Source organism: Kribbella sp. NPDC002412, from assembly GCF_053592935.1.
In genome coordinates this window covers 43,348-68,371 of the sequence record NZ_JBSFBL010000025.1, presented here as the reverse complement: position 1 = coordinate 68,371, position 25,024 = coordinate 43,348, and the positions used below count along the sequence as shown (strand labels likewise).

The following is a 25,024-nucleotide window of genomic DNA, read 5'->3' as shown; positions in this document are numbered from 1 at the left end:
GGTCTTCTGACCGGGACTTGCTGTGCGCGAGGGGGGAGTTGAACCCCCACGCCCTTTCGGGCACACGGACCTGAACCGTGCGCGTCTGCCTATTCCGCCACCCGCGCGCTTGGATGCGTCTGAGAGTCTCGTCTGCAACCGAGAAGGAACAGTAGCACGGGTTCTGCGGAACGTTCACATTGCGGGTTGGGTCGAACCTCCCGATACGATCGATCGTCGTACCCGGTGTGTCCACACCCGACCGGTGGACAGGGCGTACGGCGTGCCTGCTGAGGGCGCCGGACGGCAAGCACGATCGTTGGCTACAACCGGCGACCGACCGTGGAGGAGGAGGCGTGCGACCGCTGCAGCGCTTCGAGCGACGCCTGGAAGGCATTGTGAGCGGTGTCTTCGCGCGTGCGTTCAAGGGCGACGTCGAGCCGATCGAGCTGGCGGCGGCGCTCAAGCGTGAGATCGACAACACCGCGCGGATCCTGTCCAGGGACCGCCGGCTGGTGCCGAACCACTTCACCATCGAGCTCGGCCCGGGCGACTTCGAACGGCTGAACGCCTACGGCCAGACCCTCAACCACGAGCTCGCGAACGAGCTCCGGGACCACGCGGACATCCAGCGGTACACGTTCTCCGGCCCGATCGAGATCGTGCTGACCCAGCAGGACGACCTGCCGACGGGTAAGTTCCGTGTGGTCAGTGCGACGGTCGGGACCCAACGGCCCCGTCCGCAGCCCCAGCCCTACCAGCAGGAGCCCTACGTGCCGCCGAACGACGGCCAGACGGTGCTGCAGAGCGCCCCACCGCCCCAGCAACAGCCACCGGCCCGCCGCGGCCACCCGCAGGTGATGCTCGAGGTGAACGGCCGCCGCCGGCCGGTCAACCCGCCGGGCGTCGTGCTGGGCCGTGGCACCGACGCGGACATCCAGATCAACGACCCGGGTGTGTCCCGCCGGCACGCCGAGATCCGGCTGATGCCGGAGGGCCCGGACGGCATCCGGGTGGTGCTGGTCGACCTGGGTTCCACCAACGGCACGCTGGTCAACGGCCGGCGGTCCACGGAGGCCGAGCTGGTCGACGGCTCGACCGTGCGAATCGGCAACACGACGATGACGCTGCGTCTGGCGGACGAGCCCTTCGCCCAGCCGCCGAGCAGCGGGTGGTGACTGACCTTCCATGTCGGAACTGACCCTGACCCTGATCAAACTGGGGTTCCTGGCCCTGTTGTGGATGTTCGTCCTCGCGGTGCTGTCCGTGATCAGGTCCGACCTGTTCGGCGCAAAGGTGGACAGCCGTACGGCGAGTGCCGTCGTACCGCAGAACACCCGGACGCCGAAACCCGCCAAACCGGTGAAGAAGCGCAAGGGCCTGCCCGGGTCGGTGTCGATCGCGGACGGACCGCAGGCCGGGGTCGGCGCGACCCTGGTCGACGAGCCGGTGATCATCGGCCGCGGCTCGGACTGCCAGATCAGGCTGGACGACGACTACTCGTCCACCCGGCACGCCCGGCTGTTCCTCTCCGAGGGCCAGTGGTGGGTCGAGGACCTCGGCTCCACCAACGGCACGTACCTGGACGGCCAGCGGGTGACCCGCCCGGTGCCGGCCGAGATCGGCGGCTCGATCCGGATCGGCCGGACGACGCTGAACATCGCGAAGTAGGCCTGCCTCGATGACCCTGTCGCTCGACTACGCCGCACTGTCCGACGTCGGACGGGTGCGCCGCAACAACGAGGACTCGGCGTACGCCGGTCCGAACCTCCTGCTGCTCGCGGACGGAATGGGCGGCGCCGCGGCCGGTGAGGTGGCCAGCGCGGCGGCGGTCCAGGTGATCCGGAAGCTGGACAAGCCGGGGATCAGCGGCGAGGACATGATCGAGGCGCTGGCAGGTGCGGTCCACCGGGCGAACGAGCGGCTGTCCGAGCTGGTCGAGGAGGACCCCGAGCGCGAGGGCATGGGCTCGACCGTCACCGCGCTGATGTTCGACGGGCAGCAGCTCGGGATGGCGCACCTGGGCGACTCCCGCGCGTACCGGATGCGCGACGGGCTGCTCTACCAGCTCAGCCACGACCACACGTTCGTGCAGTCCCTGGTGGACGAGGGCCGGATCTCCAAGGAGGAGGCCTTCACCCACCCGCACCGGAACCTGATCCTGCGCGTCCTCGACGGCCGGCCGGACTCGGATCCGGACCTGGAGATCCTCGACGTCCGCGCCGGCGACCGGCTGATGCTGTGCAGTGACGGCCTGCCCGACTACGTGAGCGACGAGGTGATCGCGGCCTCGATGGCCGACGGTACGCCGGACTCCGTGGTGGTGGAGCTGATCACGCACGCCCTGGAAGCGGGGTCCAACGACAACGTCACGTGTGTCGTCGCGGACGTGGTCGAGACCCAGCCGTCGAGCGGCGCGTCGCCGCAGCTGGTAGGCGCGGCCGCGGAGCTGGCTCAGGGTGGGACCGGTCGTGGTGAGCCGACGATCGTCGTACCGGGTGGTCATGGCGGTGGGCACGGTGGCGGTCACGGTCACGGTGGGGTTCTCGATCCGGAGGAGCTGCGGTACGCGCCGCGGGCGCCGAAGCGGTTCCCGTGGCTGCGGCGGATCGCCGTACTGGTGGTGCTCCTCGGTCTGATCCTCGGTGGCGGCTGGTTCGCGTACAGCTGGACCCAGAGCCAGTACTACGTCGGCACCGACGGCGACTACGTGGCGATCTTCAAGGGTGTGGACGACGACATCCCGGGGCTGACGCTGTCGAAGGTGTACGAGAAGCAGACCCTGCAGGTGGACAAGCTGCCGACGTACAACCGCGAGCAGGTGGAGAGCAACATCCAGGCCGACGACCTGCCCGGGGCGCGGACGATCGTGAGCGAGCTGCAGCGCGCCGCCGACGAGTGCGCCAAGCCCACGCCGACGCCGACCCCGAAGCCCAGTACGCCGGTGCCCAGTACGCCGGTGCCCAGTACGCCGGTGACGAGCGCGCCGCCGGCGACGGCCAAGCCGCCGACCACCACTCCGACGACCTCGCCGTCGCCGGGCACGGTCAACCCCGACGACTGTGACGGCGTCCGATGAGCATCGCGTCGACCTCCGTCATCCAGATCATCCCGCGCAGCCGGCGCGGGGTGGAGCTGTTCCTGCTGATCATCGCGGTCGTCGTCTCGGTGGGCGCGTACGTGAACATCGGCCTGACCGTCCAGGACAAGATCCCGGCCAGCACCGGCCTGTACGCCGCCGGCATCGGCCTGCTCGCCCTGATCGCCCACCTCGCGCTGCGCTTCCGGGCGCCGTACGCCGACCCCGTCCTGCTGCCGTGCGCCGTCGCGCTGAACGGGCTCGGCCTGGCGATGATCCACCGGATCGACCTCGGCCTGGCCGCTGTCGCGGAGGCGAACGGCCGGACCCCGAAGCCGCCCGCGGCGCCGCAGCAGATCACCTGGACCGCGGTCGGCGTCGTGCTGTTCCTGGTGGTGATCCTGGTGATCCGGGACCACCGCCGCCTGCAGGCGCTGACCTACACCGCCGGCCTGGCCGGTCTGGTGCTGCTCGTGCTGCCGCTGATCCCCGGGCTCGGCGTGAACCTGAACGGCGCCCGGATCTGGATCCGGCTGGCCGGGATGTCGTTCCAGCCCGGTGAGTTCGCCAAGGTCTGCCTGGTCGTCTTCTTCGCCGGCTACCTGGTGGTGAAACGTGACGTGCTGACCCTGGCCGGGCACCGGTTCCTCGGGCTCGACCTGCCGCGCGCCCGCGACCTCGGCCCGATCCTGATCGCCTGGGCGGTCAGCCTCGGTGTGCTGGTCTTCGAGAGCGACCTCGGGTCGTCGCTGCTGTTCTTCGGCCTGTTCCTGTTCCTGCTGTACGTGTCGACCGAGCGGGCCGGCTGGCTGATCATCGGCGGCCTGCTGTTCGCCGGCGGCGCGTTCTTCGCCTACCAGACCTTCGGGCACGTGCACAAACGGATCCAGGACTGGCTGGACCCGTTCTCGATCGACGGCGGCCAGGTGGCGTCCGGGCTGATGGGCCAGGCCTGGGGCGGCATCCTCGGGCGCGGTCTCGGCCAGGGCCGCCCGGAGATCACGCTGTACGCGCAGAGCGACATGATCATCTCCTCGTTCGCCGAGGAGCTCGGCCTGACCGGGGTGATCGCGATCATCCTGGTCTTCACGCTGATCGTGGAGCGCGGCCTGCGGACGGCGCTCGGCTGCCGGGACATCTTCGGCAAGCTGGTCGCGACCGGCCTGGCGATGTCGTTCGCGCTGCAGGTGTTCGTGATCGTGGGTGGCGTCACCGGCCTGATCCCGCTGACCGGTCTGGCCACGCCGTTCATGGCCCTGGGCGGTACGTCGCTGGTCGCGAACTGGGCGATCATCGCGCTGCTGCTGCGGATCAGCGACCAGGCCCGCCGGCCGCAGACGCCGGCCGCTCCAGTGTCCGACGAAACGATCGCGATGGCGGTGCAGAAGCAGTGAACTCAGCGATCCGGCGACTGGCTGTGGCGGCGATCATCCTGATGCTCGCGCTGATGGCGAACTCGACGTACCTGCAGGCCTTCCGGGCCAACGAGCTGAACGGGCGCAACGACAACCGCCGGGTGCGGGACTCGCAGTTCTCGGTCGACCGCGGCCCGATCCTGATCGGCAGCACGCCGGTCGCGCAGAGCAAGCCGTCGAACGACCGGTTCCAGTTCCAGCGCACCTACGCCTCCGGCCCGGTCTACGCGCCGGTGACCGGGTACTACTCCTACCTGTACGGCCGGGCCGGCATCGAGCTGACCCAGAACGCCGAGCTGAACGGCAGCGACCCGTCGATGGCGTTCCGCCGGGTGATCGACGTGATCACCAACCGCCGCCAGCAGGGCGCCAGCGTGACGCTGACCCTGAACGCCGCGGCTCAGCAGGCGGCGTACGACGGACTGGCCGGCAAGACCGGTGCGGTCGTGGCGATCGAGCCGAAGACCGGCCGGGTGCTCGCGCTGGCCACGCGGCCGTCGTACAACCCGAACGAGCTCGCCTCGCACGACCTGGAGAAGGCCAGCGCGGCGTGGAAGAAGCTGAACGAGGCCGAGGGCAAGCCGATGTCGAACCGGGCGGTCAAGGAGCTCTACCCGCCGGGCTCGACGTTCAAGCTGGTCACCGCCGCCGCGGCGCTGTCCAGCGGCAAGTACACGCCGGAGACCAAGGTGCACTCGCCGGCCGAGCTGCCGCTGCCGCAGACCACGGTCCCGCTGGTGAACGAGAACGGCCAGAACTGCGGCGGCAGCGACAACGCGACGCTGACCATCGCGCTGCGCTACTCCTGCAACACCGCGTTCGGCACCATCGGCATGGACCTGAAGGCGGACGCGCTGGCGGAGCAGGCGGCGAAGTTCGGCTTCGGCGAGCGGCAGCTGCCGGAGCTGGGCGCGGTCGCCAGCCAGTTCCCGGGCGACCCGAACGAGCCGCAGACCGCGCAGTCGGCGATCGGCCAGTTCGACGTCCGCGCCACCCCGCTGCAGATGGCGATGGTGTCGGCCGGGATCGCGAACAAGGGCGCGGTGATGAAGCCGTACCTGGTGCAGAACGTGAAGACGGCCGACCTGAAGACGGTCTCGGAGACCAAGCCGGAGGAGCTGCACCAGGCGGTCACCCCGGAGGTCGCGTCGCAGCTGACCCAGATGATGGTCGACGTGGTCGCGAACGGCACCGGCCGGCCCGGCCGGATCAGCGGCGTCGAAGTGGCCGGCAAGACCGGTACGGCGCAGACGTCGAAGGACCGCCCGCCGTTCGCCTGGTTCACCGCGTTCGCCCCCGCCAACGACCCGAAGATCGCGGTGGCGGTGATGATCGAGGACGCGAACATCCCGCGCAACGACATCGCCGGCGGCACCCTGGCCGCGCCGATCGCCAAACGGGTGATGGAGGCGGTGCTGGGCCAATGATGACGATACGGAATGATGCCGTGACAGCGCGTCTTTCCAACGGGGATCCACGTGTGGCGGCCGCTACCGTGGGCAAGTTGAGTGTGTTTCCGGACAGGTTGGAAGGCTGAGTCATGACATCGCAGGCACGTCTCGTCGGCGGCCGGTACGAAGAAGGCGAACCGCTCGGCCGCGGCGGTATGGCAGATGTCCGCAGGGGCGTCGACAACCGGCTCGGCCGGGCAGTCGCGATCAAGCGGCTGCGGGTCGACCTCGCCAGTGATGCCACCTTCCAGGCCCGGTTCCGGCGTGAGGCCCAGTCGGCCGCCTCGCTGAACCACCCGACCATCGTGTCGGTCTACGACACCGGCGAGGAGCCGGACCCGAACGGCTCCGGCGTCACCATCCCTTACATCGTGATGGAACTGGTGACCGGCAAGACGCTGCGGGACCTGATCCGCGAAGGCCGCAAGATCATGCCCGAGCGGGCACTGGAGATCACCTCCGGTGTGCTCGAGGCGCTCGACTACAGCCACCGGGCCGGCATCGTGCACCGCGACATCAAGCCCGGGAACGTGATGCTGACCCCGCAGGGCCAGGTCAAGGTGATGGACTTCGGCATCGCCCGGGCGGTCGCGGACACCTCGTCCACGATGACCCAGACCGCGGCCGTGATCGGCACCGCGCAGTACCTGTCCCCGGAGCAGGCCCGTGGTGAGACCGTCGACGCCCGCTCCGACCTGTACTCGACCGGCTGCCTGCTCTACGAGCTGCTGACCGGCCGGCCGCCGTTCGTCGGTGAGTCGCCGGTGTCGGTGGCCTACCAGCACGTCCGGGAGCAGGCGCTGCCGCCGTCCTCGTTCGACCCGGACATCCCGCCGGAGGTCGACGCGGTCGTCCTCAAGGCGCTGGCGAAGAGCCGCGAGGAGCGGTACCAGAGCGCCTCCGAGATGCGGCAGGACATCCACCGGGTGCTCGCCGGCCAGCAGGTGACCGCGCCGATGGCGGCGGTCGCCGAGACCCGCGCGATGACGAGCGCCTACTCGCCCGCCGCGGCGACCCAGGCGTTCCAGCAGCCCGGCGGCGACGACCTGCTGCCGCCGGACGACGGTCTCGACGAGGCGCAGGCGGCCCGGGCCCGGCGCAACCGCGGCCTCGCCTACTTCCTCCTCGGCCTGGCCATCGTCGCGGTCGCGGTCGGCGCGTACGCCCTGTTCACGAACATGAACAAGGACAACGGCGGTACGGCGAACCCGCCGGCCAAGGTCCAGGTGCCGGACGTGAGCGGCAAGTCGGCGGCGGACGCGACCACCATCCTGACCGACGCGGGCCTGAAGTTCGCAACCGGTCCGGCGCAGGCCAGTGACACGGTCGGCCGGGGGCTGGCGATCTCGCAGACTCCGCAGCCGAACACCGAGGCCGAGACGGGCTCGACGGTCACCGTGGTGTTCTCGTCCGGGCCGAGCGCGTTCCCGGTGCCCGACGTCCTCGGCAAGTCCGAATCCGCGGCGCGGAAGGCGATCGAGGGCACGAAGGCGAACTTCAAGGTCAAGGAAGACGTGAAGACGGAGAACAGCGCCGAGAAGGAAGGCACTGTGCTGGCGGTGAGCCCGGACCCGAGCGGTCAGTACCCGTCCGGCACCGAGTTCACCCTGACGGTGTCCAGCGGCAAGGAGATGGTCGAGGTCCCGAACGTCGTCACGATGACGCAGGACGACGCGACCAAGGCGCTCAAGGACCTGGGCTTCAAGGTCGGCTACGACCAGGGGCAAGACCCGGGCAAGCCCGACCAGACCGTGCTCCAGCAGAGCGTGAAGGGCGGCACCCAGGCCGCGAAGGGCAGCCTGGTCACGCTGACGATCAACCTGCTCCCGGAGAACACGCCGACGCCGACGCCCACGCCGACGGACTCGGAGACTCCGGAGGATCCGACCACCCCACCGATCACGATCGGCGGCTGAACCGAAGAAACCTCCCGCGGATTCCGCGGGAGGTTTCTTGTCGGGTCAGCTGACGACGGGCGCCAGGCCGGCGGAACGCGCGACCGCGTCCGGGTCGCCGCACATCACCAGCCAGTTGGCGAGCATCCGGTGGCCGCCCTCGGTGAGCACGGACTCCGGATGGAACTGGACGCCCTCGACCGCGAGGTCGCGGTGCCGGGCCGCCATGATCACGCCGGCCTCGGTCCGCGCCGTCACCTGCAGCTCGTCCGGCACGCTGTCCTGGGCGATCGCCAGCGAGTGGTAGCGGGTCGCGGTGAACGGCGACGGCAGCCCGGCGAGCACACCGGCGCCCTCGTGGAACACCTGGCTGGTCTTGCCGTGCAGCAACTCGTCGGCTCGGCCGACCACCCCGCCGTACGCGACGCCGATCGCCTGCAGGCCCAGGCAGACGCCGAAGATCGGGACCTGGCCGCCCTGCTCCCGGACGATGTCCACGCACGCGCCGGCCTCTTCCGGCGTACCGGGACCGGGGGACAGCAGGACACCGTCGTACGACGTGACGTCGTCGGGGGTGACCTCGTCGTTGCGCAGCACAGTGGTCTCGGCCTGCAACTGCTGCAGGTACTGCACCAGGTTGTAGACGAAGGAGTCGTAGTTGTCGACGACAAGGATCCGCGGCATGCGGACCATTGTGACAGCTAGCGGCCGGTCGCGGTCGGGCTGACCGACGGGGTGCGGTCGAAGCCGGGGACGGTGGCGCTCTGCAGGTCGAGGGTGCCCTCGTAGGCCGGCATCGCGATCGAGGACTCGTTCTTCACCTCGTAGCCGAGCTGGAACTTCACCACGTAGTCCTGCAGGTTCTCGATGTACTGCGAGTCGTCCAGCGCCTTCTGCAGCTTCTGCCGGTCGCCGATCGCGGTGATCTTGTACGGCGGCAGGTACGGAACGCCGTGCAGGACGACCGAGTTGCCGACGCACTTGATCCCGGTGGTGGAGATGACCCGGTGGTTCTGGATCGAGAGCGCGTCCGCCCCACCGGCCCAGAGCGCGTTCACCACGGCCTGGATGTCCTGCTGGTGGATCACCAGCCAGTCGGCGTCGACGTCCGGGTTCTCCTTCACCACCTCGGGTGGCGCGTCCTTCAGCGTGACGGTCAGTCCGGGACCGGTGACCGGCGTCGTACCGACCTGTTCGGACAGTTCCTTGAGCTGGGCGGACAGCTTCGGGTCGATCGAACCCTGCTGCGCCTGCAGCTTCTCGATGTCCTGGGTGAGCGCCGCGTGCTGGCGGACCAGGCTCGCGCTGCGACGGCTCTGTTCCTCCACCAGTCCGGCGAGCGTAGTGTTGCGGCTAGGGCGCAGGTCGGTGCCTCGGGCGTTGGTGGCGCTGGTCGCGAACAGCAGACCGGCGCACAGCAGCGCCAGCGGCGCCCCGACGCGCCACAGCGAAATACGCCTCAACCTACGCACCCGTGATCTCCATGTTGCTCTCTGCACTACGCTAACCCGGGACCGGACCCGACTACGGTCCGGGCCTGAGCTCTTAGCGCTCAGCTTATGCGTCCTTACAAGGAGTCCAGCCGTGCCCGAGTCGAGCAGTCGCAACAAGAAGAAGACCGAGAAGGTCAAGGCGGAGAAGACGCCGAAGAAGCCGCGCACCACCAGCCGCGTCTGGGTGGCGCCGCTGATGCTGGCCTGCTGGCTGCTCGGTCTCGCCTGGCTGGTCGTCTTCTACGTGGCCGGCCAGGACATCCCGGTGATGAGCGACCTGGGCAACTGGAACCTGCTGATCGGCATGGGCCTGATCGCCGTCGGCTTCGTCGTCTCCACCCAATGGATCTGACCCCACCACGACGCTGAAACCCCGCTCAGGGCGGTGAGCGGGGAGCTAATCACAGGGCTGAAGTTATCCACACCCGTATCCCCAACTGTGCACAGCATCCCGGCGACTTGTCCCCAGGTTCTCCCCGACTTCTCCACGACTCCCGGCGCAAACTCCGCAAAATCTGTGGATAACTCAGGTTTGAGCGAATCAGTTTCCACACCGTTCACGTAGCCGTGGCGCGGGCGTACCGTCGAAGGGCCCGATCAGCGGCCTGAGAGACGGGGAGGTCACGATGTTCGTTCAGGTCATTCAGGGGCAGGTGCAGGACGCCGAACAGGCGCACGCCGCGTTCGACAGGTGGGTGGAGGAGTTGGCGCCCGAGGCGACCGGCTGGCTGGGGACGACAGCTGGAGTCACCGAGGACGGGCGGTTCATCGCGCTGGCGCGGTTCGAGTCCGCCGAGGCAGCCCGGCAGAACAGCGAGTCGCCGGCGCAGGACAAGTGGTGGCACGAGTTCTCCTCGATGCTGACCGGTGACGCGACCTTCCACGACAGCGACGACGTCATCGTCGACGTGCACGGCGAGCCCGACACGGCCGGCTTCGTCCAGGTCATGCAGGGTGCCGGCAGCAACCCGGAGCGCGCCCGCGAGCTGATGGCCCAGGACCCGGAGATCTGGGCCGACTTCCGGCCTGACGTCATCGGCAGCCTCACCGCGATGTACGACGGCGGCGACTACACGATGGCCATGTACTTCACCAGCGAGGCGGAGGCCCGCGAAGGCGAGCAGAAGGAGCCGCCGCCGGAGTTGCAGGCGCAGATGGACGAGCTGCAGTCCCTGGCCGAGGGCCCGCCGGCGTTCTTCGACCTCAAGCAGCCCTGGCTGTACTCGCCGACGTCTACGTAGAGATATATGTAGACATCTACGCACCTCCTACGTATAGTTCTACGTAGGAGGAGAGAGAGTATGCCCAACAAGACGATCTACGTGTCGGACGACGACCTGCCGCTGTACAAGAGGGCGCAGGAGCTCGCCGGGAACCTGTCCTCGGCGATCTCCATCGCGCTGCGCAAGTACGTCGAGCTGGAGGAAGGCCGACTCGAGGGGTACGACGAGATCACCGTGCGAGTGGGCCGGGGCGCCGGCCGCAAACAGCGGTTCTCCGGCGTGCTGCTCGCCGAAGGCGGCCGTTCCAGCAAGTCCGGGTACGAGGCCTTCAAGGTCTACCGCAGCCGGACCGGGAAGTTCGTCCTGCACGCCGACCGCCGCAACCAGTTCGTCCAGGGAGCCGACGACGAGCAGTACCTGTCCGGCTGGCGTTCCTGGATCGGCAACTGGAGCACCGACCAGTCCTGGAGCATGGCCCAGGGCGAGGCCACGCTGCACGTGGTCGAGACGCTCGAGGAACTGCGCGACCTGATCCCCGACGACCTCTACGGGCTGGTCGAGGAAGCCGCCGACCAGCCTGCGGTGGAGGACCTCGACATCTGACCCCACCTCTCTGACCGAACAGCCCTGACCCACCGACCGCGCCTGGCGGCTCGGCTGGATCAGCACGCCCAAATCCTCTCCTCCACAGACCCTTCAGGCCACCTGGGTCAGGTTCACCCTGCCCAAAATCACCCAAGGAACCCTCATGTCATCAGCAATCGACGTGCGCGGACTGCACAAGTCGTACGGCGACAAGGTCGTGCTCGGCGGCATCGACCTGAACGTTGCCGAAGGCACCATCTTTTCCCTGCTCGGCCCGAACGGCGCCGGCAAGACCACCGCGGTGCAGATCCTGTCCACCCTGATCGCCGCCGACGCCGGCGAGATCCGGGTGGCCGGCCACGACCTGCACCAGGACCCGGAGGCGGTCCGCGCCGCGATCGGCGTCACCGGCCAGTTCTCCGCGGTGGACGGCCTGCTCACCGGCCGCGAGAACCTCATCATGATGGCCGACCTGCACCACCTCGGCCGCCGGGAGGCCCGGCGCCGGGCCGACGAGCTGCTCGAGCAGTTCGACCTGGTCGAGGCCGGCCAGAAGCTCGCCATGACGTACTCGGGCGGGATGAAGCGCCGGATCGACCTGGCCATGACCCTGGTCGGCACCCCGCGGATCATCTTCCTGGACGAGCCCACGACCGGTCTCGACCCGCGCAGCCGGCACAACATGTGGCAGCTGATCCGGCAACTGGTCACCGACGGCGGCGTGACCGTCTTCCTCACCACGCAGTACCTGGAGGAGGCGGACCAGCTCGCCGACCGGATCGCCGTACTGGATCACGGCCGGCTGGTTGCCCAAGGTACGGCGGAGGAGCTGAAGCGGCTCGTCCCCGGCGGCCACATCCGGCTGCGGTTCACGTCGCCGGACGAGTTCGCGCTGGCCGAGCAGGTGCTGCCTACCGCGGTGCCGAACAACGAGTCGCTGGTCCTGCAGGTGCCGAACGACGGCAGCGTGCACTCACTTCGGGCGCTGCTGGCCCGGATCGATGACGCCTCGCTCGAGGTCGACGAACTGACTGTCCACACCCCCGACCTGGATGACGTGTTCTTCGCCGTCACCGGTCAGCCGACTGTTCACGAGGAAGTGACGACCAAATGAGTTACGCACTCCAAGACACCGCCACCATGCTGCGCCGCAACCTGCGGCACGCGCAGCGCTACCCCGGTCTGTCGCTCGGCGCCCTCGGGATGCCGGTGGTGATGATCCTGCTGTTCGGCCTCGTCTTCGGCGACACCTTCTCGGCCGGTCTCGGCGGCGCGAACGGCTTCGACTACATCGACTTCCTCACCCCGGGCATCCTGCTGATGTCGATCGCATCCGGGACGATGTCGCCCGCGGTCGCCGCCTGCATGGACATGACCGAGGGGATCGTGGCCAGGTTCCGGACGATGGCGATCTTCCGGCCGGCCTTCCTGACCGGGCACGTGCTGGGCAACGTGATCCTGACGGTCGTCAGCCTGGCCCTGGTGGTCGGCTTCGCCATCCTGATCGGGTTCCGCCCGAACGCGTCGGTCGCGGACTGGCTGCTGGCGGGCGGGTTGCTGGTCGCGCTGACCATCTCCCTGACCTGGTTCGCGATCGCCCTCGGGCTGACCAGCAAGACCCCGGAGGGCGCGAGCAACATCGTGCTCCCGATCAGCCTGCTGCTGCCCTTCCTGAGCAGCACGTTCATCCCGCTGGAGGCGATGCCGAGCGGTATCCGCTGGTTCGCCGAGTACCAGCCGTTCACCCCGATCATCGAGACCTTGCGGCACCTGCTGATCGGCACCCCGGTCGACACCGGCACCGGCTGGCTCGCCCTCGCCTGGTGCGCCGCGATCGGGATCGTCGGCTACTTCTGGGCCCAGAAGAGCTACAACAAGGGCACGGTGGCCTGAGACAGGGCGCCGAGCAGGTTCGCCCGGGTGCGGATGTGCGCGGGGACCAGTAGGTCGCAGTCAGGGTTGGTGACCGGTTCGCCGGCCACGACCTGGAGGGGGATCACGCCGGTCCAGTAGGGCAGGTCGAGGTCCTCCTCCTCGTCGTTGGCCGGCCCGGAGCGGGTCTTCACCGAGGCTTCGGTGAGGGAGAGGGCCAGGACGGACGTCTTGGCGAGCTCCTTGCGGTTGGGTGGGCGGACGGCTCGCGAGCGGCCGGGGACCAGGTGGTCGACGATGCAGTTGAGGCCTTCCAGCTTCTCGTCGGGGTCGGTCACCAGGCGGGGGACGCCGAAGATCACCGCGGAGCGGTAGTTGACCGAGTGATGGAACGCCGACCGGGCCAGCACCAGCCCGTCGGTGTGGGTGATCGTCACGCAGATCGTCTGCTCCGGCGCGGCGACCACACTGCGGGCGGCGACCGAACCGTGCAGGTACAGCGTCCCGTCCGGGCCGCGGTCCAGATCCACGCCGTACGCCGTCGGCAGCACGAGCGGGGCGCCGTCCACCACGACACCCAGGTGGCAGAACATCCCGTCGAGGAGCACGTCGAACAGTGCCTCGCGCTCGGTGGCCGCGCGCTCCTTCGAGCGGCGCAGAGTGGTCCGGTCGGTCGGCTGCAGCGGAGTACTGGTCATGTCACCAGAGTCCTGGAATCAGTGGCATGCTGGCACGGTCCATTCCCGACCGAATTGGGTAGTCCATTCGTGCAGAGCTCGCTGCCGCTGATCCTCGATCGCACCGACCGGCTGCCGCTCCACCTGCAGTTGGCCGAGCAGTTCCGCGCTGCGATCCGGGACGGCCGGCTCGCAGCCGGTCACCGGCTGCCGTCCACGCGGGACCTGGCCAAGGACCTGTCCGTGTCCCGGTCGGTGGCGCAGGCGGCGTACGACCAGCTGCACGCCGAAGGCTGGATCGAGGGCCGCACCGGCGCCGGCACCTTCGTGACGGACGTCGCGCCTCTGCAGCCCGCCGTACGGCGCCGCGCTGCAGCCCGGCCTGATCCCGCCGAGCCGTTGCTGACGCTCCGGCCCGGCATCCCGTACATCGGCCCGACGCCGGATCCCGGTTGGCGCCGCGCCTGGCGTGAGGTGTCGACGCAGTCCCCGCCGCCCGGGTACGACGACGAGGCCGGGCTGCCCGCGCTCCGGGAGGCGCTCGCCGAGCACGTACGACGGGTCCGTGGGATCGCCTGCGGCCCGGAGAACCTGCTGATCACCAACGGCACCGTCCACGGTCTCCGGCTACTCCTCACGGTCACCCGGCAGCCCGGCGACCGGATCGCGATCGAGGACCCCGGCTACCTGAACGCCGTGGTCGCCGCCCGAGACCATCGGCTCGAGATCGTCGACGTACCGGTGGACGAGGACGGCCTCCAGGTGTCGGCGCTGACCGACGACGTTCCGGCGGCGTACGTGACCCCGTCGCACCAGTACCCGCTCGGCGGCCGGCTCCCGGTTGCCCGGCGCAACGAGCTGATCCGGTGGGCGCGCCGGACCGGGGCGATGCTGATCGAGGACGACTACGACAGCGAGTTCCGGTACGACGTCGCGCCGCTACCCGCGCTCGCGCAGCTGGACCTGGATCGCGTGGTCCACCTCGGGACGCTCTCGAAGACGCTGAGCCCGGCGCTGCGCCTCGGCTGGCTGGTCGCCTCCGACACGATGGTGGACCGGCTCGCCACCTTCCGCGCCGAGTCCGGCGACTGGCCCGGCTGGCCGATGCAGGCCGCGCTCCTCGCCATGCTCCGCGACGGCTACCTGGACCAGGCGGTCCGCCGATCCCGCCGGCTGTACTCGGACCGCCGTACCCACACCTGCACAGTCCTTGCCCCCTACGGCCAGGTGATCGGTCAGGACGCCGGTCTGCACATCACGTTGCTGCTGCCGGAGCACGTGGAGGACCGCCAAGTGGCAGTCGCCGCACGCGCGGCCGGTGTTGTGGTCGCGCCGTTGAGCGAGTACCGCCGTACGACTCCCGGCCCGCCCGGACTCGTCATCGGCTACGCGACCCCGACCACCGAGAACCTGCACAAGGCCCTCGACATCCTGACCGACGTCCTCAGTCGCCGTTGAGCGGGTCGAGCACGGGTACGACGCCCCAGCGGAAGTGGACCGGCTCCGGGAAGGCCTCGTAGTTGACCATGCCGATGGAGTTGATCACCGTCGCGGTCCCGTTGGCGTGACCGACGGCGTACAGGTAACCCTGTTTGGTGTGCCGGTCGATGGCGAGGAGCAGGGTGCCGTACTGACCGCACTTGCTCGCGACCAGCGCCTCGAAGCCCTGCCAGGTCCGGCTGCGCACCTGCTTGACGACCGGCTTCATCGGCGAGGCCGTCGGGATGCGCACGGTGTAGAGCGCGCCACCCCGGGTGTTCACCAGGAACGTGTCGTAGGTCGAGGTCTTGCTGATCAGGGCCATCGCCTTGACCGATCCGAATCCGGCGGCGGAGCCGGCGCTACGCCAACCGCTGCTCGTCACGTTCCACCGGAACAGCACACCGTCACTACGCAACCCGTACGCCGTCGCACGCTGCGCAGTCTGGGCCACTTCCAGCGCGGTGAAGTTCGTCCACCCACCACCGACCCGGCTGAACCTGACCGCGCCGATCAACTGACCAGACTCATCGGTCGTGTAGGCGACCCGCGACAGCGCGTCCCCCTGCACCACCCACCCGTGCACATCCGCCCCCGCCACGTTGGGCTCGCGGACCGTGGTGCTATTCAGCCGAACCGACCCCGGCGCGAACACGTCCCAGGTCAGCCGACTGTCCGTAACCCCCGGCGGCGTCCCAGCCTGCACCCCCGTGCTGACATGCACCCCTTTGGCATTCACCGCCCCCACCCGCACACTGCAAGCCCCGGCCGTACCCTCCGCGACCGCGCCCACAGGCGCCAAAACAACCCCCGCCAAAACCCCAGCCAGCCCGATTCCAACCCACCGACGCACCATGGCAACCTCCCACCAACCTTGATGCGCACCGGGCGGCAGAAGTTATTCCCCGTTCAACGGGTCAAAGGCGAGCCGCCACCGGAAGTAGACCGGATCGGCGAACGTGCCTTGTACCCCGGACGGCAGGTTCGAGTGGACGGCGTGTCAGGCCGAGCGGGGTTCGCGGAACTGGTCGAGGTCGAGCTCGACCTCCATGCCGTTGAGGACCGCGACGATGCGGGGGTTCTCGGCACCCGTCGCGTGCAGGTAGTCCGCCAGGGTCGACAGCAGCATGTCGTTCCGTCGTTCGAGCCGGGAGACGACCGCTTGGCCGACGCCGAGCCTCTCCGCGACTTCCACCTGCGTCAGATCGCCCGCCCTGCGGATCATCGCGAGGTTCTCGGCATACACCCGATCCATCTCCCGCGCCTCAGCCTCAACCTCCGCGACCCCGGCCGCAACCTCTGGCCGTGCCAGCAGCCGGTCGACCCGCGCATTGCCCCGCACGAACCCCGCCCGCTCGGACTTCTTCCTACTCATGCCGACCCCTCATCGCTTCTCGCTTCCACTGGTCGATGAGACCGTCAGCGCGTACGCCGACGGAGTTGTAGAAGACGTCACCGATCCTTGCCTTGTCACCCGCGAACAGTGCGACGACGACCGTGTCGGAGTCCGGCGGAAACCAGCAGATGAGGCGGACGGCGACGCCTGGCCGGTACGGATGCGAAACCCTCCACAACGGATACCGCTTTGACTGCCGAACCCACCGCAGGGTCGCGGTTTCCGTGTCCCGCGTGGGTGGCTCCTTGAGTTCTTGGAGATGTTTGAGCGCAGCGGTGACCAGGATGAGGAACTTCGCATGTGCCTCTCCCTTCTCGACCCGCGCCTCGAGGTCATCGAGCCAGGCATCGAACTCTGCCGGCCAGTCGATCTGCATCGCTCGACTATGACATCAAAGTCATATGACCTCAAAACCATATCCACAGGCGCCCGTGCGGGCAACCACTCTGCGACAACCGTTACTTTCGCTCCCATTGGCGAGCTAGCCAGCTCTCCGCAGTTGTCCCGGGTGAGTGGCTCGGGCGACGCCACGGGGTGGTCGAGTACGCGGGCGGCAGCACGAGTGGACGAAGCGCGCGATAGCACGCGCAAGCGAAGCAGGCGTGGTGTCTTACGGGTGGGTGCGGTTGGCTCTGGTCGGGGGTTGGACGACGGGGGTGTCGTTGGGCCAGGTGAGTTCGGAGAGCCACATGGTTCGGCCGGGTGGATCGATGCCTACGGCGGCTGGGTCCCAGGCGTGGTAGACGAACCAGTCGCGGTTGTCTTTGGTGAGGACAATGTTGTGGCCGGGGCCGGCGGCGTCGTCGGAGCTCACCAGGATGGGGTCGCCGGACTTCTTGCACGGGCCGGTGGGGGTGGTGCAGAGGGCGTGGCCGACGGCGTACGTCGACTTGTCGTAGGCGTTGGCGGAGTAGAAGAGGTGGAACTTGCCGTTCCGTTCCACCATGTACGGCGCCTCGACCAGATCACCCTCCCACGCCAGGTCCTGCTTGATCAGCCGACGAGTCGGACCGACCAGCGTGAGCCCGTCGGGGGAGAGCTCGGAGACGTAGATCCAGGTGTCGACCCCGATCGCGTTCCCGTCGTTCTTCCAGTACAGCCAGCGCTTGCCCGACGAGTCCTCGAAAGGCGAGGCGTCGATCGACCCACCCTCGGCAACCTGACAGATCAACGGCTTGGACGATTTGTCGACATATGGACCTGTCGCCGAGGCAGCCACCGCGACCCCGATGCACTGCCGACCGGACGCGTCGTCGGAGGTCGTGTAGTACATGACGTACCGGTCAGCAGCATGTACGGCGACCTCCGGCGCCCACACCTTGCCGGGCGTCGTCCACCCCGGCAGCGTCGGCAGCGCGTCCCCGACCTGTTCCCACGACACCAGGTCCGCCGACTTCAACGTCTGCACGTTGCCGAGCGTGCCGTTCGTCGCGAAGGCGACGTAGCCGTTGTCCACGGCAATCACCTGCGGATCCGCGAAATTCTGGTCGTACACCGGGTTGGTGAAGCCCACCGTCGTCGCTCCTTCCGTGGCCGGGGACGCCGCGCCGGGGTCGCTGCAGCCGGCCGTGACCAGCAACAGCAGCAGCAACCCCAGCCGACGCGTCATCTCACTTGCTCTCGTAGAACCGCAGGTACTCGAACGTCGCCACCGGCGGGACCGGAGCGCCGGTGAACTCACCGTGCGCGTACAGCCCCAATTGAGCCTTGGCCGGCAGCACCCACGACGCACCCCAGGTCCAGTTCTTCCCGTCCACGGACGTCGCCGCCCGGTAGACGTGCTCACCCGCCGCGTTCTCGTGGTACGCGAGCCGCATCCACAGCGTCGGAGCCGACCGCCCGATCGCAGCCGCGCCGTACGACGTCGCCCCGTCAGACGGCCGCGCCACCAGCTCACGGCCGAACTCGGTCTGCCGCGTCCGCCAGATCGAGACGTTGCCGAGCCGCGCGAAGTCGCTGTCGTTCAGGTACGCGATCATCCCGGCCTGCTGGTAGTTGCGGATGTCGCCCTCACCGAGGTCGAGGTGCAGCTTGGTCTCCGCGATCCAGCTCTTGGTCGACGGCGTGCTGTGGAACAGCAGCCCAGCGGTGTTCCCACCACCGACCAGGTCGGCGTTCTGCAACGGCCACGACAGTTTGCCGTCAGCAACAACCGCCGTGTCGTCCTGCCGCACCCACGACCAGTCGCCGCCCAAAGACCCATCAAACTCGTCGCCCGACAGCAGGTCCCCGGTCCGCGGCACGTCGGCCAGCCGCCGTACCGGAGGAGCCACCGGCCGCACCGTCAGGTTGTCCAGCTCAGCCGACCCAAGCCACGCCACCGGCGCCGACTTCAGCGACAGACCGGGTACGGCGAGCTGCGCCTCGGCATACACGTCACCGAGCCCCGCGTCGTTCACCCGCGCAGTCACGGTGGACCCGGACACCTGCACGCTCAGCTTGTTCCAATCAGACCGATCGAAGTCCGCAGGCAACGCAGCAGACGCAGTACGGCGACCAGCCACAACAGTGATCTTGGACCCGGACACCGACGCGACCACCTGGCCACCGCCAAGGACCGTCGTGAACGAGTTCCCCAACCGCACGTCGGCCTCGACCCGCACCGACCCACCAGAAGCCGACTGCCGAGTCCGAGCTGCCCCGGAAATCGAAGCGGTAGGCCCACCAAGCGCATCACCAGGCGAACGAGTCGCGCCGATCAGCCCACCAGCCGGGTCGGCGGCGTTGATCCCGAGCCCGGATCCGGTCGTCGGCGCCGGCACCGGCCCATCGGACGGACCCAGACCGGCCCGCGTCCGCGGCCAGCCGTCGATCCAGTCGATCCGGTCGATCAGCATCGGCCGCCGGTTGATCCCGAACGGGTCGGTCAGCCACGGCGTCGCGCGGTCGATCGCGTGGTACACGATGTGGTCCTGCCCGGCCGCATCCGTCATGAACGCGTGGTGGCCCGGCCCGATCCACTTGTTGCCGTTCTGCGTGATGACCGTCGTACCACCGACCCGCGAGTCCGTCATCGCGGCGCCGTCGGCGTCCACGAAGGGCCCCCGCGGGGAGCGGGAGCGACCGGCGAACACCGAGTAGCCGGTGGTCGGGCCGGCGCAGCAGTTCATCGACGAGCCCATCAGGTAGTACCAGCCGTCGCGGTAGACGGCGTACGCACCCTCGTAGCGGTCGCCGACCGTGACCTGAGTCGGTGAGCCAACCGCCTGCAGACCGTCCGGCGTGAGCTCGGTGACGGAGATGCCGCCGTAGAAGCCGCCGTAGTAGAGGTACCGCTTGCCGTCGGCGGCGGTCAGCAGCGCCGGGTCGATGGTGCCGAAGTAGCCGCCGTTGCCGTCCGGCTTCGGCGTGACGACCGGGCCGTCGGTGGCAGTCCACGGTCCCGCCGGGGTCGGGGCGGTGGCCACGCCGATCGCGGGATCGCCGCCGGGGTTGGCCGCGGTGTCGGTGACGGTGAAGTACATGACGTACCGGCCGTCGAAGTACCGGATGTCCGGCGCCCAGAAGAAGGAGCCGGGCGCCGCCCAGGCGGGCTTGGTCTGCTCGTCGAAGACCGTGCCGAGGTACTCCCAGGAGCTGAAGTCCTTGGTCCGGGCGATGTGCATCAGGCCGAACGGCCCGTTCGCCACCAGCGGGTCGGAGGTGGCGTACGCGTACCAGTAGCCGTCGCGGCCCTGGATGATCGACGGATCGGCGAACGTGTCGGCGAAGCTCGACGAGATGGCGTTGGTCGTGGTCGGAGCCGGCGCTGCGGTGGCAGCCGACGTACCGGCTGCCACCGCGGCCACGGCAACTGCCGCGGCCAGCAAACGTCTCTTGGAAGGCACAGGCGGGTCCCCTCTTGGAACGGATATCAACCTTTGATGCCGCTACGCGCGACACCTTCGATCACGTACCGCTGGACGAACACGTAGAGGATCAGGACGGGTACGGCGGCCACCGTCGCGCCGGCCATGATCACCGGGTAGTCGGTGGTGTAGGCCCCCTGGAGCAGGGACAGACCGGCCGGCAGCGTGAGCCGCTCCGGGCTGAACAGCACGAACAGCGGCCAGATGAAGTCGTTCCAGTTGGACAGGAACGACAGCACGGTCAGCGTGGCCAGGGCCGGCTTGGCGTTCGGCAGAATGATCCTGCTGAAGACGATCCAGGCGTTCGCGCCGTCGATCAGCGCGACCTCCTCGAGCTCCTTCGGGATGGCCAGGAAGAACTGCCGCATGAAGAACACCCCGAAGGCGCCGGCCGCGCCCGGGACCACCAGCGCCCAGAGTGTGTCCAGCCAGGCGAACTGGTCCATCAGCAGGTAGTTCGGCATCAGGAACACGAAGCCGGGGACGAACAGGGTCAGCAGGATCACGCTGAAGATCGCGTTCTTGAACCGGAAGCTCATCCGGGCCAGCGCGTAGCCGGCCATCGACGCGACCACCACGACGAGTACGGCGTGCAGCGTGGCGGCGGCGAAGCTGTTCAGCGCCCAGCGCAGCACCGGGTTCTGCCCGCCGGTGGTGAGCACCTCGCCGTACGCCCGGCCGGACGGCTCCTGCGGGATCAGCGTCGGCGGGTCGGACTGCGACTCGCCGACGGTCTTGAACGAGGTGATCACCATCCACAGCAGCGGAAGGATCACCAGCAGGGTCAGCAGGATCACCAGCACCCAGAACGCGGCCGACGGTCGGCGCCTCATGACTTCCGCTCCCTCATCAACGCGAAGGCGACCAGCGAGACGACCGCCAGCGCGGCCGCGAGCACATAGCTCATCGCTGCGGCCTGGCCCATCCGGAACTGGCCGAAGCCGATGTCGGTGATCACCATCAGCGCGGTCGTGGTGGTGTCGCCCGGCCCGCCCTGCGTGATCAGCAGCGCCTGGCCGAACATGTTCGCACTGGCCAGCAGGGTGATCGTGACGATGAAGACGGTGACCGGCCGCAGCCCGGGCAGCGTGATGTGCCGGAACTGCTGCCAGCGGTTCGCCCCGTCGAGCTGGGCCGCCTCGTACTGCTCGGCCGGGATGTCCTGCAGCCCGGCCAGGTAGATGATCGAGTTGAAGCCGGCCGTCCACCAGACAGTGACCAGGACGAGTGAGATCCAGGCCCATGGCTGGTCGTTCGTCCAGCCGATCTCGGGCAGCCCGAACAGTTCGAGGAACGCGTTCAGGATGCCGAAGTTGGTGTCCAGGATGTACCGGAACATCAGGCCGATGACTGCGACGCCGAGCACGAACGGCGCGAAGTACACGGCCCGGAAGAACGTCCGGCCCGGGAACTTCCGGTTCAGCAGCACGGCCAGACCGAGCGGCACCGCCACCAGGAGCGGCACCGACGCGACCGTGAAGATGCCGGTCGCCCGCATGCCGTGCCAGAACGGCTCGGCCGTCGCCGTCAGCGGGTCGAACAGGTCCTTGTAGTTCTGCAGCCCGACGAACGGCTTCCCCGGCAGCTGGAAGTCCCAGTCGTGCAGGCTCATCCAGAGCCCGAACAGCGCCGGCCCGACCACGAACAGCAGGAACAGCAGCAAGTAGGGCGCGAGGAACAGGTACGGCGTCGCCCGCCCGTACCCGCGCACCGGGGAGGAGGCGCGGGTGCGACGCTTGCCGATCGCACCCGCCTCTGCCTGGGCGACCATCGCCTACGCGCCGTACTTCTTGCGGTTCGCCTCGAGGATCTTGTCCGCGCGGGCCGCCGCGTCGCTCAGCGCCTTGGCCGGCTCGGCCTTCAGCAGCACGGCCTCGTTGACCGCCTTGTTCATCTCGTTCAGGGCGTCACCGATGCCCGGCACCGGCGGCGGGAAGTGCAGGTCGTCGATCTGGGTGGCCAGCGTCGCCTGCTCCGGCAGCGCCTTGAACTCGGCCGACTCGCGGACCTGCTTGCGGGCCGGCACCTGGCCGCCCTTCGCCCACTCCAGCGACTTCTGGCTGATGTAGTTGACGAACACCCGGGACGCGGTGGACTTGTTCTGGTCCGGCGTCTTCAGCTTGGGCAGCACGAACTGGTGCGACCCGGCCCAGGCGGCCTTGTTGTCGCCGATGGTGGGCAGCGCGGCCACGCCCCACTCCAGGCCCTTCTTCTCCTTGAACGTGTTGATGTTCCAGATGCCGTTCCAGACGAACGCGTTCTTGCCGTTCATCACCGCGATGTTGTCGGCGTCCTGGGCGACGTTCTTCGGGCTGTGCCCGTTCTTCACCAGGTCGACGAACCAGCTGAGGCCCTTGACGCCCGGCTCCTCGTGCCAGGTCGCCTTCGACGAGTCGTCGTTGAACAGGTCGCCGCCGAACTGCCACAGCAGCGCCTGCACGGTGAGGACGCCGGTGAACGGGAACGGCGTGGCCCAGTGTCCCTGGATGCCCTTGCCCTTCAGCGCGTCCAGCGCCGCCGCGTACTCGTCGGCGGTCGTCGGCGGCTTCTCCGGGTCGAGGCCGGCCGTCTGCATCAGGGTCTTGTTGTAGAAGAACCCGAGCGGGTGGACGTCGAGCGGGATGCCGTACCGCTTCCCGTTGAACTCACCGGCCTTCCACACCACGTCGGCGAAGTCGGACTGCTGCAGGTTCAGCGACTTGGCCACGTCGTCGAGCGGCTCGATCACGTTCCGGGCCGCGTTGGTGGCCAGCGAGTCGACGTGCATGATCGCGACGGCGGGACCACGGCCGCTGCTCACCGCGGTGGGCAGCTTCGTGTAGTAGTCGGCCCACTGCATCACGGTCATCTTGACCTTGATGTTGCTGTGCTCGGCGTTGAACTGGTCGACCAGTTTCCGCATGAACGGGCCGTCACCGCCGGTGAAGCCGTTCCAGAAGTCGAGTTCGACGTTCGGGCCGTCGTACCCCTTGGCTCCGCCGTCGCCGGTGGCGGGCGCGGAGCCGGGCTTGCCGGCCGATCCCTCGCCGCAACCGGCGAGGATGCCGGCGGCACCGGCTGCGCCGATACCGCCGATGACGAGGCGTCGGCTGATGGTGTTCACGATGTTCCTCCAGGGGAGAGGTGCCCTCTTACAGGGACAGGCGCAGTAGGTGCCAAGAGGCGGGGGGCAACGTGGTGGTGCAGGTGCCGTCGACGATCTCGGTGCCGTCCACGGCGCGGGGCACCACCCGGTCCGGGTCGTCCGCGGTGTTCACCGCGGCCCGGTCGTCGTCATACAGAGCCAGGTGCTCGAGCACCCGGTACCCAGGGGCCAACGGGACCTCCAGGTCGACCTTGTCGGTCTCACTCCGGTTCACCACGAATACCGTGAGTTCCCGGGTGTTCTCGTCGTACGTCGCTGTGCTCCACAGCGCCGGGACCCGGCCGAACGCGGCGGTGTCGATGTCCGGGCCGCCGGTGACCGCGGTCTGCAGCACGGTCGGGCCGGCGTACTTCGCGGTCAGCGCGAACGGGTGGAAGATGGTCTGCCGCCAGGCCCGGCCGCCGGGTTCGGTGCGGATCGGGCCGATCACGTTGACCAGTTGCGCCAAGCAAGCGATCTTCACCCGGTCGGCGTGCCGGAGCAGGGTGATCAGCAGGCTGCCGACCACCACCGCGTCGTCGACGGTGTAGGTGTCCTCGATCAGCGGGCTCACCTCGCGGATGCCGAGACCGAGCTCACCCGGGAAGTGCTGCTGGTACCAGACGTTCCACTCGTCGAACGACAGGGTGATCTCTTTGTCGCTGCGCTTGAGCGCCTTGACGTGGTCGGCGGTCGCGATCACCGAGGTGATCATCCGGTCCATCTCCTCGGCCGCCGCGAGGAAGCTCGCCTGGTCGCCGTTCTTCGGCTCGTAGTAGGCGTGCAGGCTGATGTGGTCGACCAGGTCGTAGGTGCGCTCCAGGACCACGCGCTCCCACTCGCCGAAGGTCGGCATCCCGGCGTTGCTGGAGCCGCAGGCCACGAACTCGAGCCCGGGGTCGACGCGGCGCATCGCGTTCGCGGTCTCCTCGGCGAGCCGGGCGTACTCCTCGGCGGTCTTGTGGCCGATCTGCCAGGGCCCGTCCATCTCGTTGCCGAGGCACCAGACCCGGATGTCGTGCGGTTCGGGGTTGCCGTTGGCGACCCGGCGGTCGGGCAGCTCGGTGCCGGCCGGGAGGTTGCAGTACTCCAGCAGCTCGACGGCTTCCCTGATCCCGCGGGTACCGAGGTTCACCGCCCAGATCGGGTCGACGCCGGCCTTGCGGGACCAGGCCACGAACTCGTCGGTGCCGAACTGGTTCGGCTCGATCGCCCGCCAGGCCAGGTCCAGCCGGCGCGGCCGCTGGTCCTTCGGCCCGACGCCGTCCTCCCAGTCGTAGTTGGAGACGAAGTTGCCGCCGGGGTAGCGGATCGTGCTGACGCCGAGCTCGCGGACCAGCTCGAGCACGTCCTGGCGGAACCCGTCGGCGTCCGCGGACGGGTGCCCGGGCTCGTAGATCCCGGTGTAGACGCAGCGTCCCATGTGCTCGACGAACGAGCCGAACAACCGCCGGTCGAGCGCCCCGACGACGAACGCCGGATCCACCACAAGCCGTGCCACGGAGCCT

The 25,024-nt window shown here is 68.7% G+C and carries 24 protein-coding genes and 1 tRNA gene; 12 read left to right on the top strand and 13 right to left on the bottom strand.

Features of this window, described 5'->3' with window-relative positions:
• Nucleotides 1–23: 23 nt before the first annotated feature.
• Nucleotides 24–107 (bottom strand) — tRNA-Leu (locus ACWCOV_RS21130).
• A gap of 228 nt (nt 108–335) precedes the next feature.
• Between ACWCOV_RS21130 and ACWCOV_RS21125 the strand changes: the two genes are divergently transcribed.
• The 6 genes from ACWCOV_RS21125 (at nt 336) to pknB (ending at nt 7,840) form a co-directional block, all read left to right on the top strand.
• Nucleotides 336–1,157, top strand: a complete 822-nt coding sequence (locus ACWCOV_RS21125) for an FhaA domain-containing protein (protein ID WP_449830986.1) — start codon at nt 336–338, stop codon at nt 1,155–1,157.
• A gap of 10 nt (nt 1,158–1,167) precedes the next feature.
• Nucleotides 1,168–1,650 (top strand): FHA domain-containing protein FhaB/FipA, encoded by a 483-nt coding sequence (locus tag ACWCOV_RS21120; protein ID WP_449830985.1) that lies wholly within the window; start codon nt 1,168–1,170, stop codon nt 1,648–1,650.
• Nucleotides 1,651–1,660: 10 nt separating this feature from the next.
• A complete protein-coding gene (locus ACWCOV_RS21115; protein ID WP_449830984.1) occupies nt 1,661–3,058 on the top strand; it encodes a PP2C family protein-serine/threonine phosphatase in 1,398 nt (465 codons plus the stop codon).
• Nucleotides 3,055–4,452 carry an FtsW/RodA/SpoVE family cell cycle protein gene (locus ACWCOV_RS21110; protein WP_449830983.1) on the top strand — a complete coding sequence of 466 codons (1,398 nt, stop codon included), beginning with the start codon at nt 3,055–3,057 and terminating at the stop codon, nt 4,450–4,452. The genes ACWCOV_RS21115 and ACWCOV_RS21110 overlap by 4 nt, the downstream gene beginning before the upstream one ends.
• Nucleotides 4,449–5,900 (top strand): peptidoglycan D,D-transpeptidase FtsI family protein, encoded by a 1,452-nt coding sequence (locus ACWCOV_RS21105; RefSeq protein WP_449830982.1) that lies wholly within the window; start codon nt 4,449–4,451, stop codon nt 5,898–5,900. Before ACWCOV_RS21110 ends, ACWCOV_RS21105 begins: the two co-directional genes overlap by 4 nt.
• 113 nt (nt 5,901–6,013) lie before the next feature.
• Entirely contained in the window at nt 6,014–7,840 is a 1,827-nt protein-coding gene (pknB, locus tag ACWCOV_RS21100) for a Stk1 family PASTA domain-containing Ser/Thr kinase (protein WP_449830981.1), read from the top strand.
• A 45-nt stretch (nt 7,841–7,885) separates the two neighbouring features.
• Here pknB and ACWCOV_RS21095 read toward each other — a convergent pair whose 3' ends face one another.
• A complete protein-coding gene (locus ACWCOV_RS21095; protein WP_449830980.1) occupies nt 7,886–8,503 on the bottom strand; it encodes an aminodeoxychorismate/anthranilate synthase component II in 618 nt (205 codons plus the stop codon).
• 17 nt (nt 8,504–8,520) lie between these two features.
• A complete protein-coding gene (locus ACWCOV_RS21090) occupies nt 8,521–9,291 on the bottom strand; it encodes a DUF881 domain-containing protein (protein WP_449830979.1) in 771 nt (256 codons plus the stop codon).
• A 112-nt stretch (nt 9,292–9,403) separates the two neighbouring features.
• On the opposite strand from ACWCOV_RS21090, the gene ACWCOV_RS21085 reads away from it, so the two are divergent.
• The 5 genes from ACWCOV_RS21085 (at nt 9,404) to ACWCOV_RS21065 (ending at nt 13,013) form a co-directional block, all read left to right on the top strand.
• A complete protein-coding gene (locus ACWCOV_RS21085; RefSeq protein ID WP_449830978.1) occupies nt 9,404–9,664 on the top strand; it encodes a cell division protein CrgA in 261 nt (86 codons plus the stop codon).
• 274 nt (nt 9,665–9,938) lie between these two features.
• Nucleotides 9,939–10,553 carry a hypothetical protein gene (locus ACWCOV_RS21080; RefSeq protein ID WP_449830977.1) on the top strand — a complete coding sequence of 205 codons (615 nt, stop codon included), beginning with the start codon at nt 9,939–9,941 and terminating at the stop codon, nt 10,551–10,553.
• Between the two features lie 60 nt (nt 10,554–10,613).
• Nucleotides 10,614–11,138 (top strand): EXLDI protein, encoded by a 525-nt coding sequence (locus tag ACWCOV_RS21075; RefSeq protein ID WP_449830976.1) that lies wholly within the window; start codon nt 10,614–10,616, stop codon nt 11,136–11,138.
• A 145-nt stretch (nt 11,139–11,283) separates the two neighbouring features.
• Nucleotides 11,284–12,234, top strand: a complete 951-nt coding sequence (locus ACWCOV_RS21070) for an ATP-binding cassette domain-containing protein (protein ID WP_449830975.1) — start codon at nt 11,284–11,286, stop codon at nt 12,232–12,234.
• Complete coding sequence (locus ACWCOV_RS21065; protein ID WP_449830974.1) at nt 12,231–13,013, top strand: ABC transporter permease; 783 nt, start codon at nt 12,231–12,233, stop codon at nt 13,011–13,013. The genes ACWCOV_RS21070 and ACWCOV_RS21065 overlap by 4 nt, the downstream gene beginning before the upstream one ends.
• Here the strand turns inward: ACWCOV_RS21065 and ACWCOV_RS21060 are convergent.
• A complete protein-coding gene (locus ACWCOV_RS21060) occupies nt 12,989–13,690 on the bottom strand; it encodes a pyridoxamine 5'-phosphate oxidase family protein (RefSeq protein ID WP_449830973.1) in 702 nt (233 codons plus the stop codon). The two genes, ACWCOV_RS21065 and ACWCOV_RS21060, sit on opposite strands and share 25 nt — an antisense overlap.
• A gap of 69 nt (nt 13,691–13,759) precedes the next feature.
• Here ACWCOV_RS21060 and pdxR point away from each other — a divergent pair, with 69 nt between their 5' ends.
• Nucleotides 13,760–15,127, top strand: coding sequence for a MocR-like pyridoxine biosynthesis transcription factor PdxR (gene pdxR, locus ACWCOV_RS21055; RefSeq protein WP_449830972.1), 1,368 nt, complete (start codon nt 13,760–13,762; stop codon nt 15,125–15,127).
• Here pdxR and ACWCOV_RS21050 read toward each other — a convergent pair.
• The 9 genes from ACWCOV_RS21050 to arfA all read right to left on the bottom strand — a co-directional run bounded on the left by ACWCOV_RS21050 (nt 15,114) and on the right by arfA (nt 25,017).
• Nucleotides 15,114–15,887 (bottom strand): hypothetical protein, encoded by a 774-nt coding sequence (locus ACWCOV_RS21050; protein WP_449830971.1) that lies wholly within the window; start codon nt 15,885–15,887, stop codon nt 15,114–15,116. The two genes, pdxR and ACWCOV_RS21050, sit on opposite strands and share 14 nt — an antisense overlap.
• A gap of 261 nt (nt 15,888–16,148) precedes the next feature.
• Entirely contained in the window at nt 16,149–16,523 is a 375-nt protein-coding gene (locus ACWCOV_RS21045) for a helix-turn-helix domain-containing protein (RefSeq protein WP_449830970.1), read from the bottom strand.
• Nucleotides 16,516–16,920, bottom strand: a complete 405-nt coding sequence (locus tag ACWCOV_RS21040) for a hypothetical protein (RefSeq protein ID WP_449830969.1) — start codon at nt 16,918–16,920, stop codon at nt 16,516–16,518. The genes ACWCOV_RS21045 and ACWCOV_RS21040 overlap by 8 nt, the downstream gene beginning before the upstream one ends.
• Before the next feature lie 234 nt (nt 16,921–17,154).
• The gene (locus ACWCOV_RS21035) at nt 17,155–18,153 is read right to left on the bottom strand and encodes a glycoside hydrolase family 43 protein (RefSeq protein ID WP_449830968.1); all 999 of its coding nucleotides are present in this window, start codon (nt 18,151–18,153) and stop codon (nt 17,155–17,157) included.
• A gap of 1 nt (nt 18,154) precedes the next feature.
• Nucleotides 18,155–20,371, bottom strand: coding sequence for a family 43 glycosylhydrolase (locus tag ACWCOV_RS21030; RefSeq protein ID WP_449830967.1), 2,217 nt, complete (start codon nt 20,369–20,371; stop codon nt 18,155–18,157).
• Between the two features lie 26 nt (nt 20,372–20,397).
• Nucleotides 20,398–21,225: a carbohydrate ABC transporter permease gene (locus ACWCOV_RS21025; RefSeq protein WP_449830966.1), complete on the bottom strand. Its 828-nt coding sequence runs from the start codon at nt 21,223–21,225 to the stop codon at nt 20,398–20,400.
• Nucleotides 21,222–22,163 (bottom strand): carbohydrate ABC transporter permease, encoded by a 942-nt coding sequence (locus tag ACWCOV_RS21020; protein ID WP_449830965.1) that lies wholly within the window; start codon nt 22,161–22,163, stop codon nt 21,222–21,224. The genes ACWCOV_RS21025 and ACWCOV_RS21020 overlap by 4 nt, the downstream gene beginning before the upstream one ends.
• Before the next feature lie 3 nt (nt 22,164–22,166).
• Nucleotides 22,167–23,495, bottom strand: coding sequence for an ABC transporter substrate-binding protein (locus tag ACWCOV_RS21015; protein WP_449830964.1), 1,329 nt, complete (start codon nt 23,493–23,495; stop codon nt 22,167–22,169).
• A 28-nt stretch (nt 23,496–23,523) separates the two neighbouring features.
• The gene (gene arfA, locus ACWCOV_RS21010; RefSeq protein WP_449830963.1) at nt 23,524–25,017 is read right to left on the bottom strand and encodes an arabinosylfuranosidase ArfA; all 1,494 of its coding nucleotides are present in this window, start codon (nt 25,015–25,017) and stop codon (nt 23,524–23,526) included.
• Between the last annotated feature and the right edge of the window lie 7 nt (nt 25,018–25,024).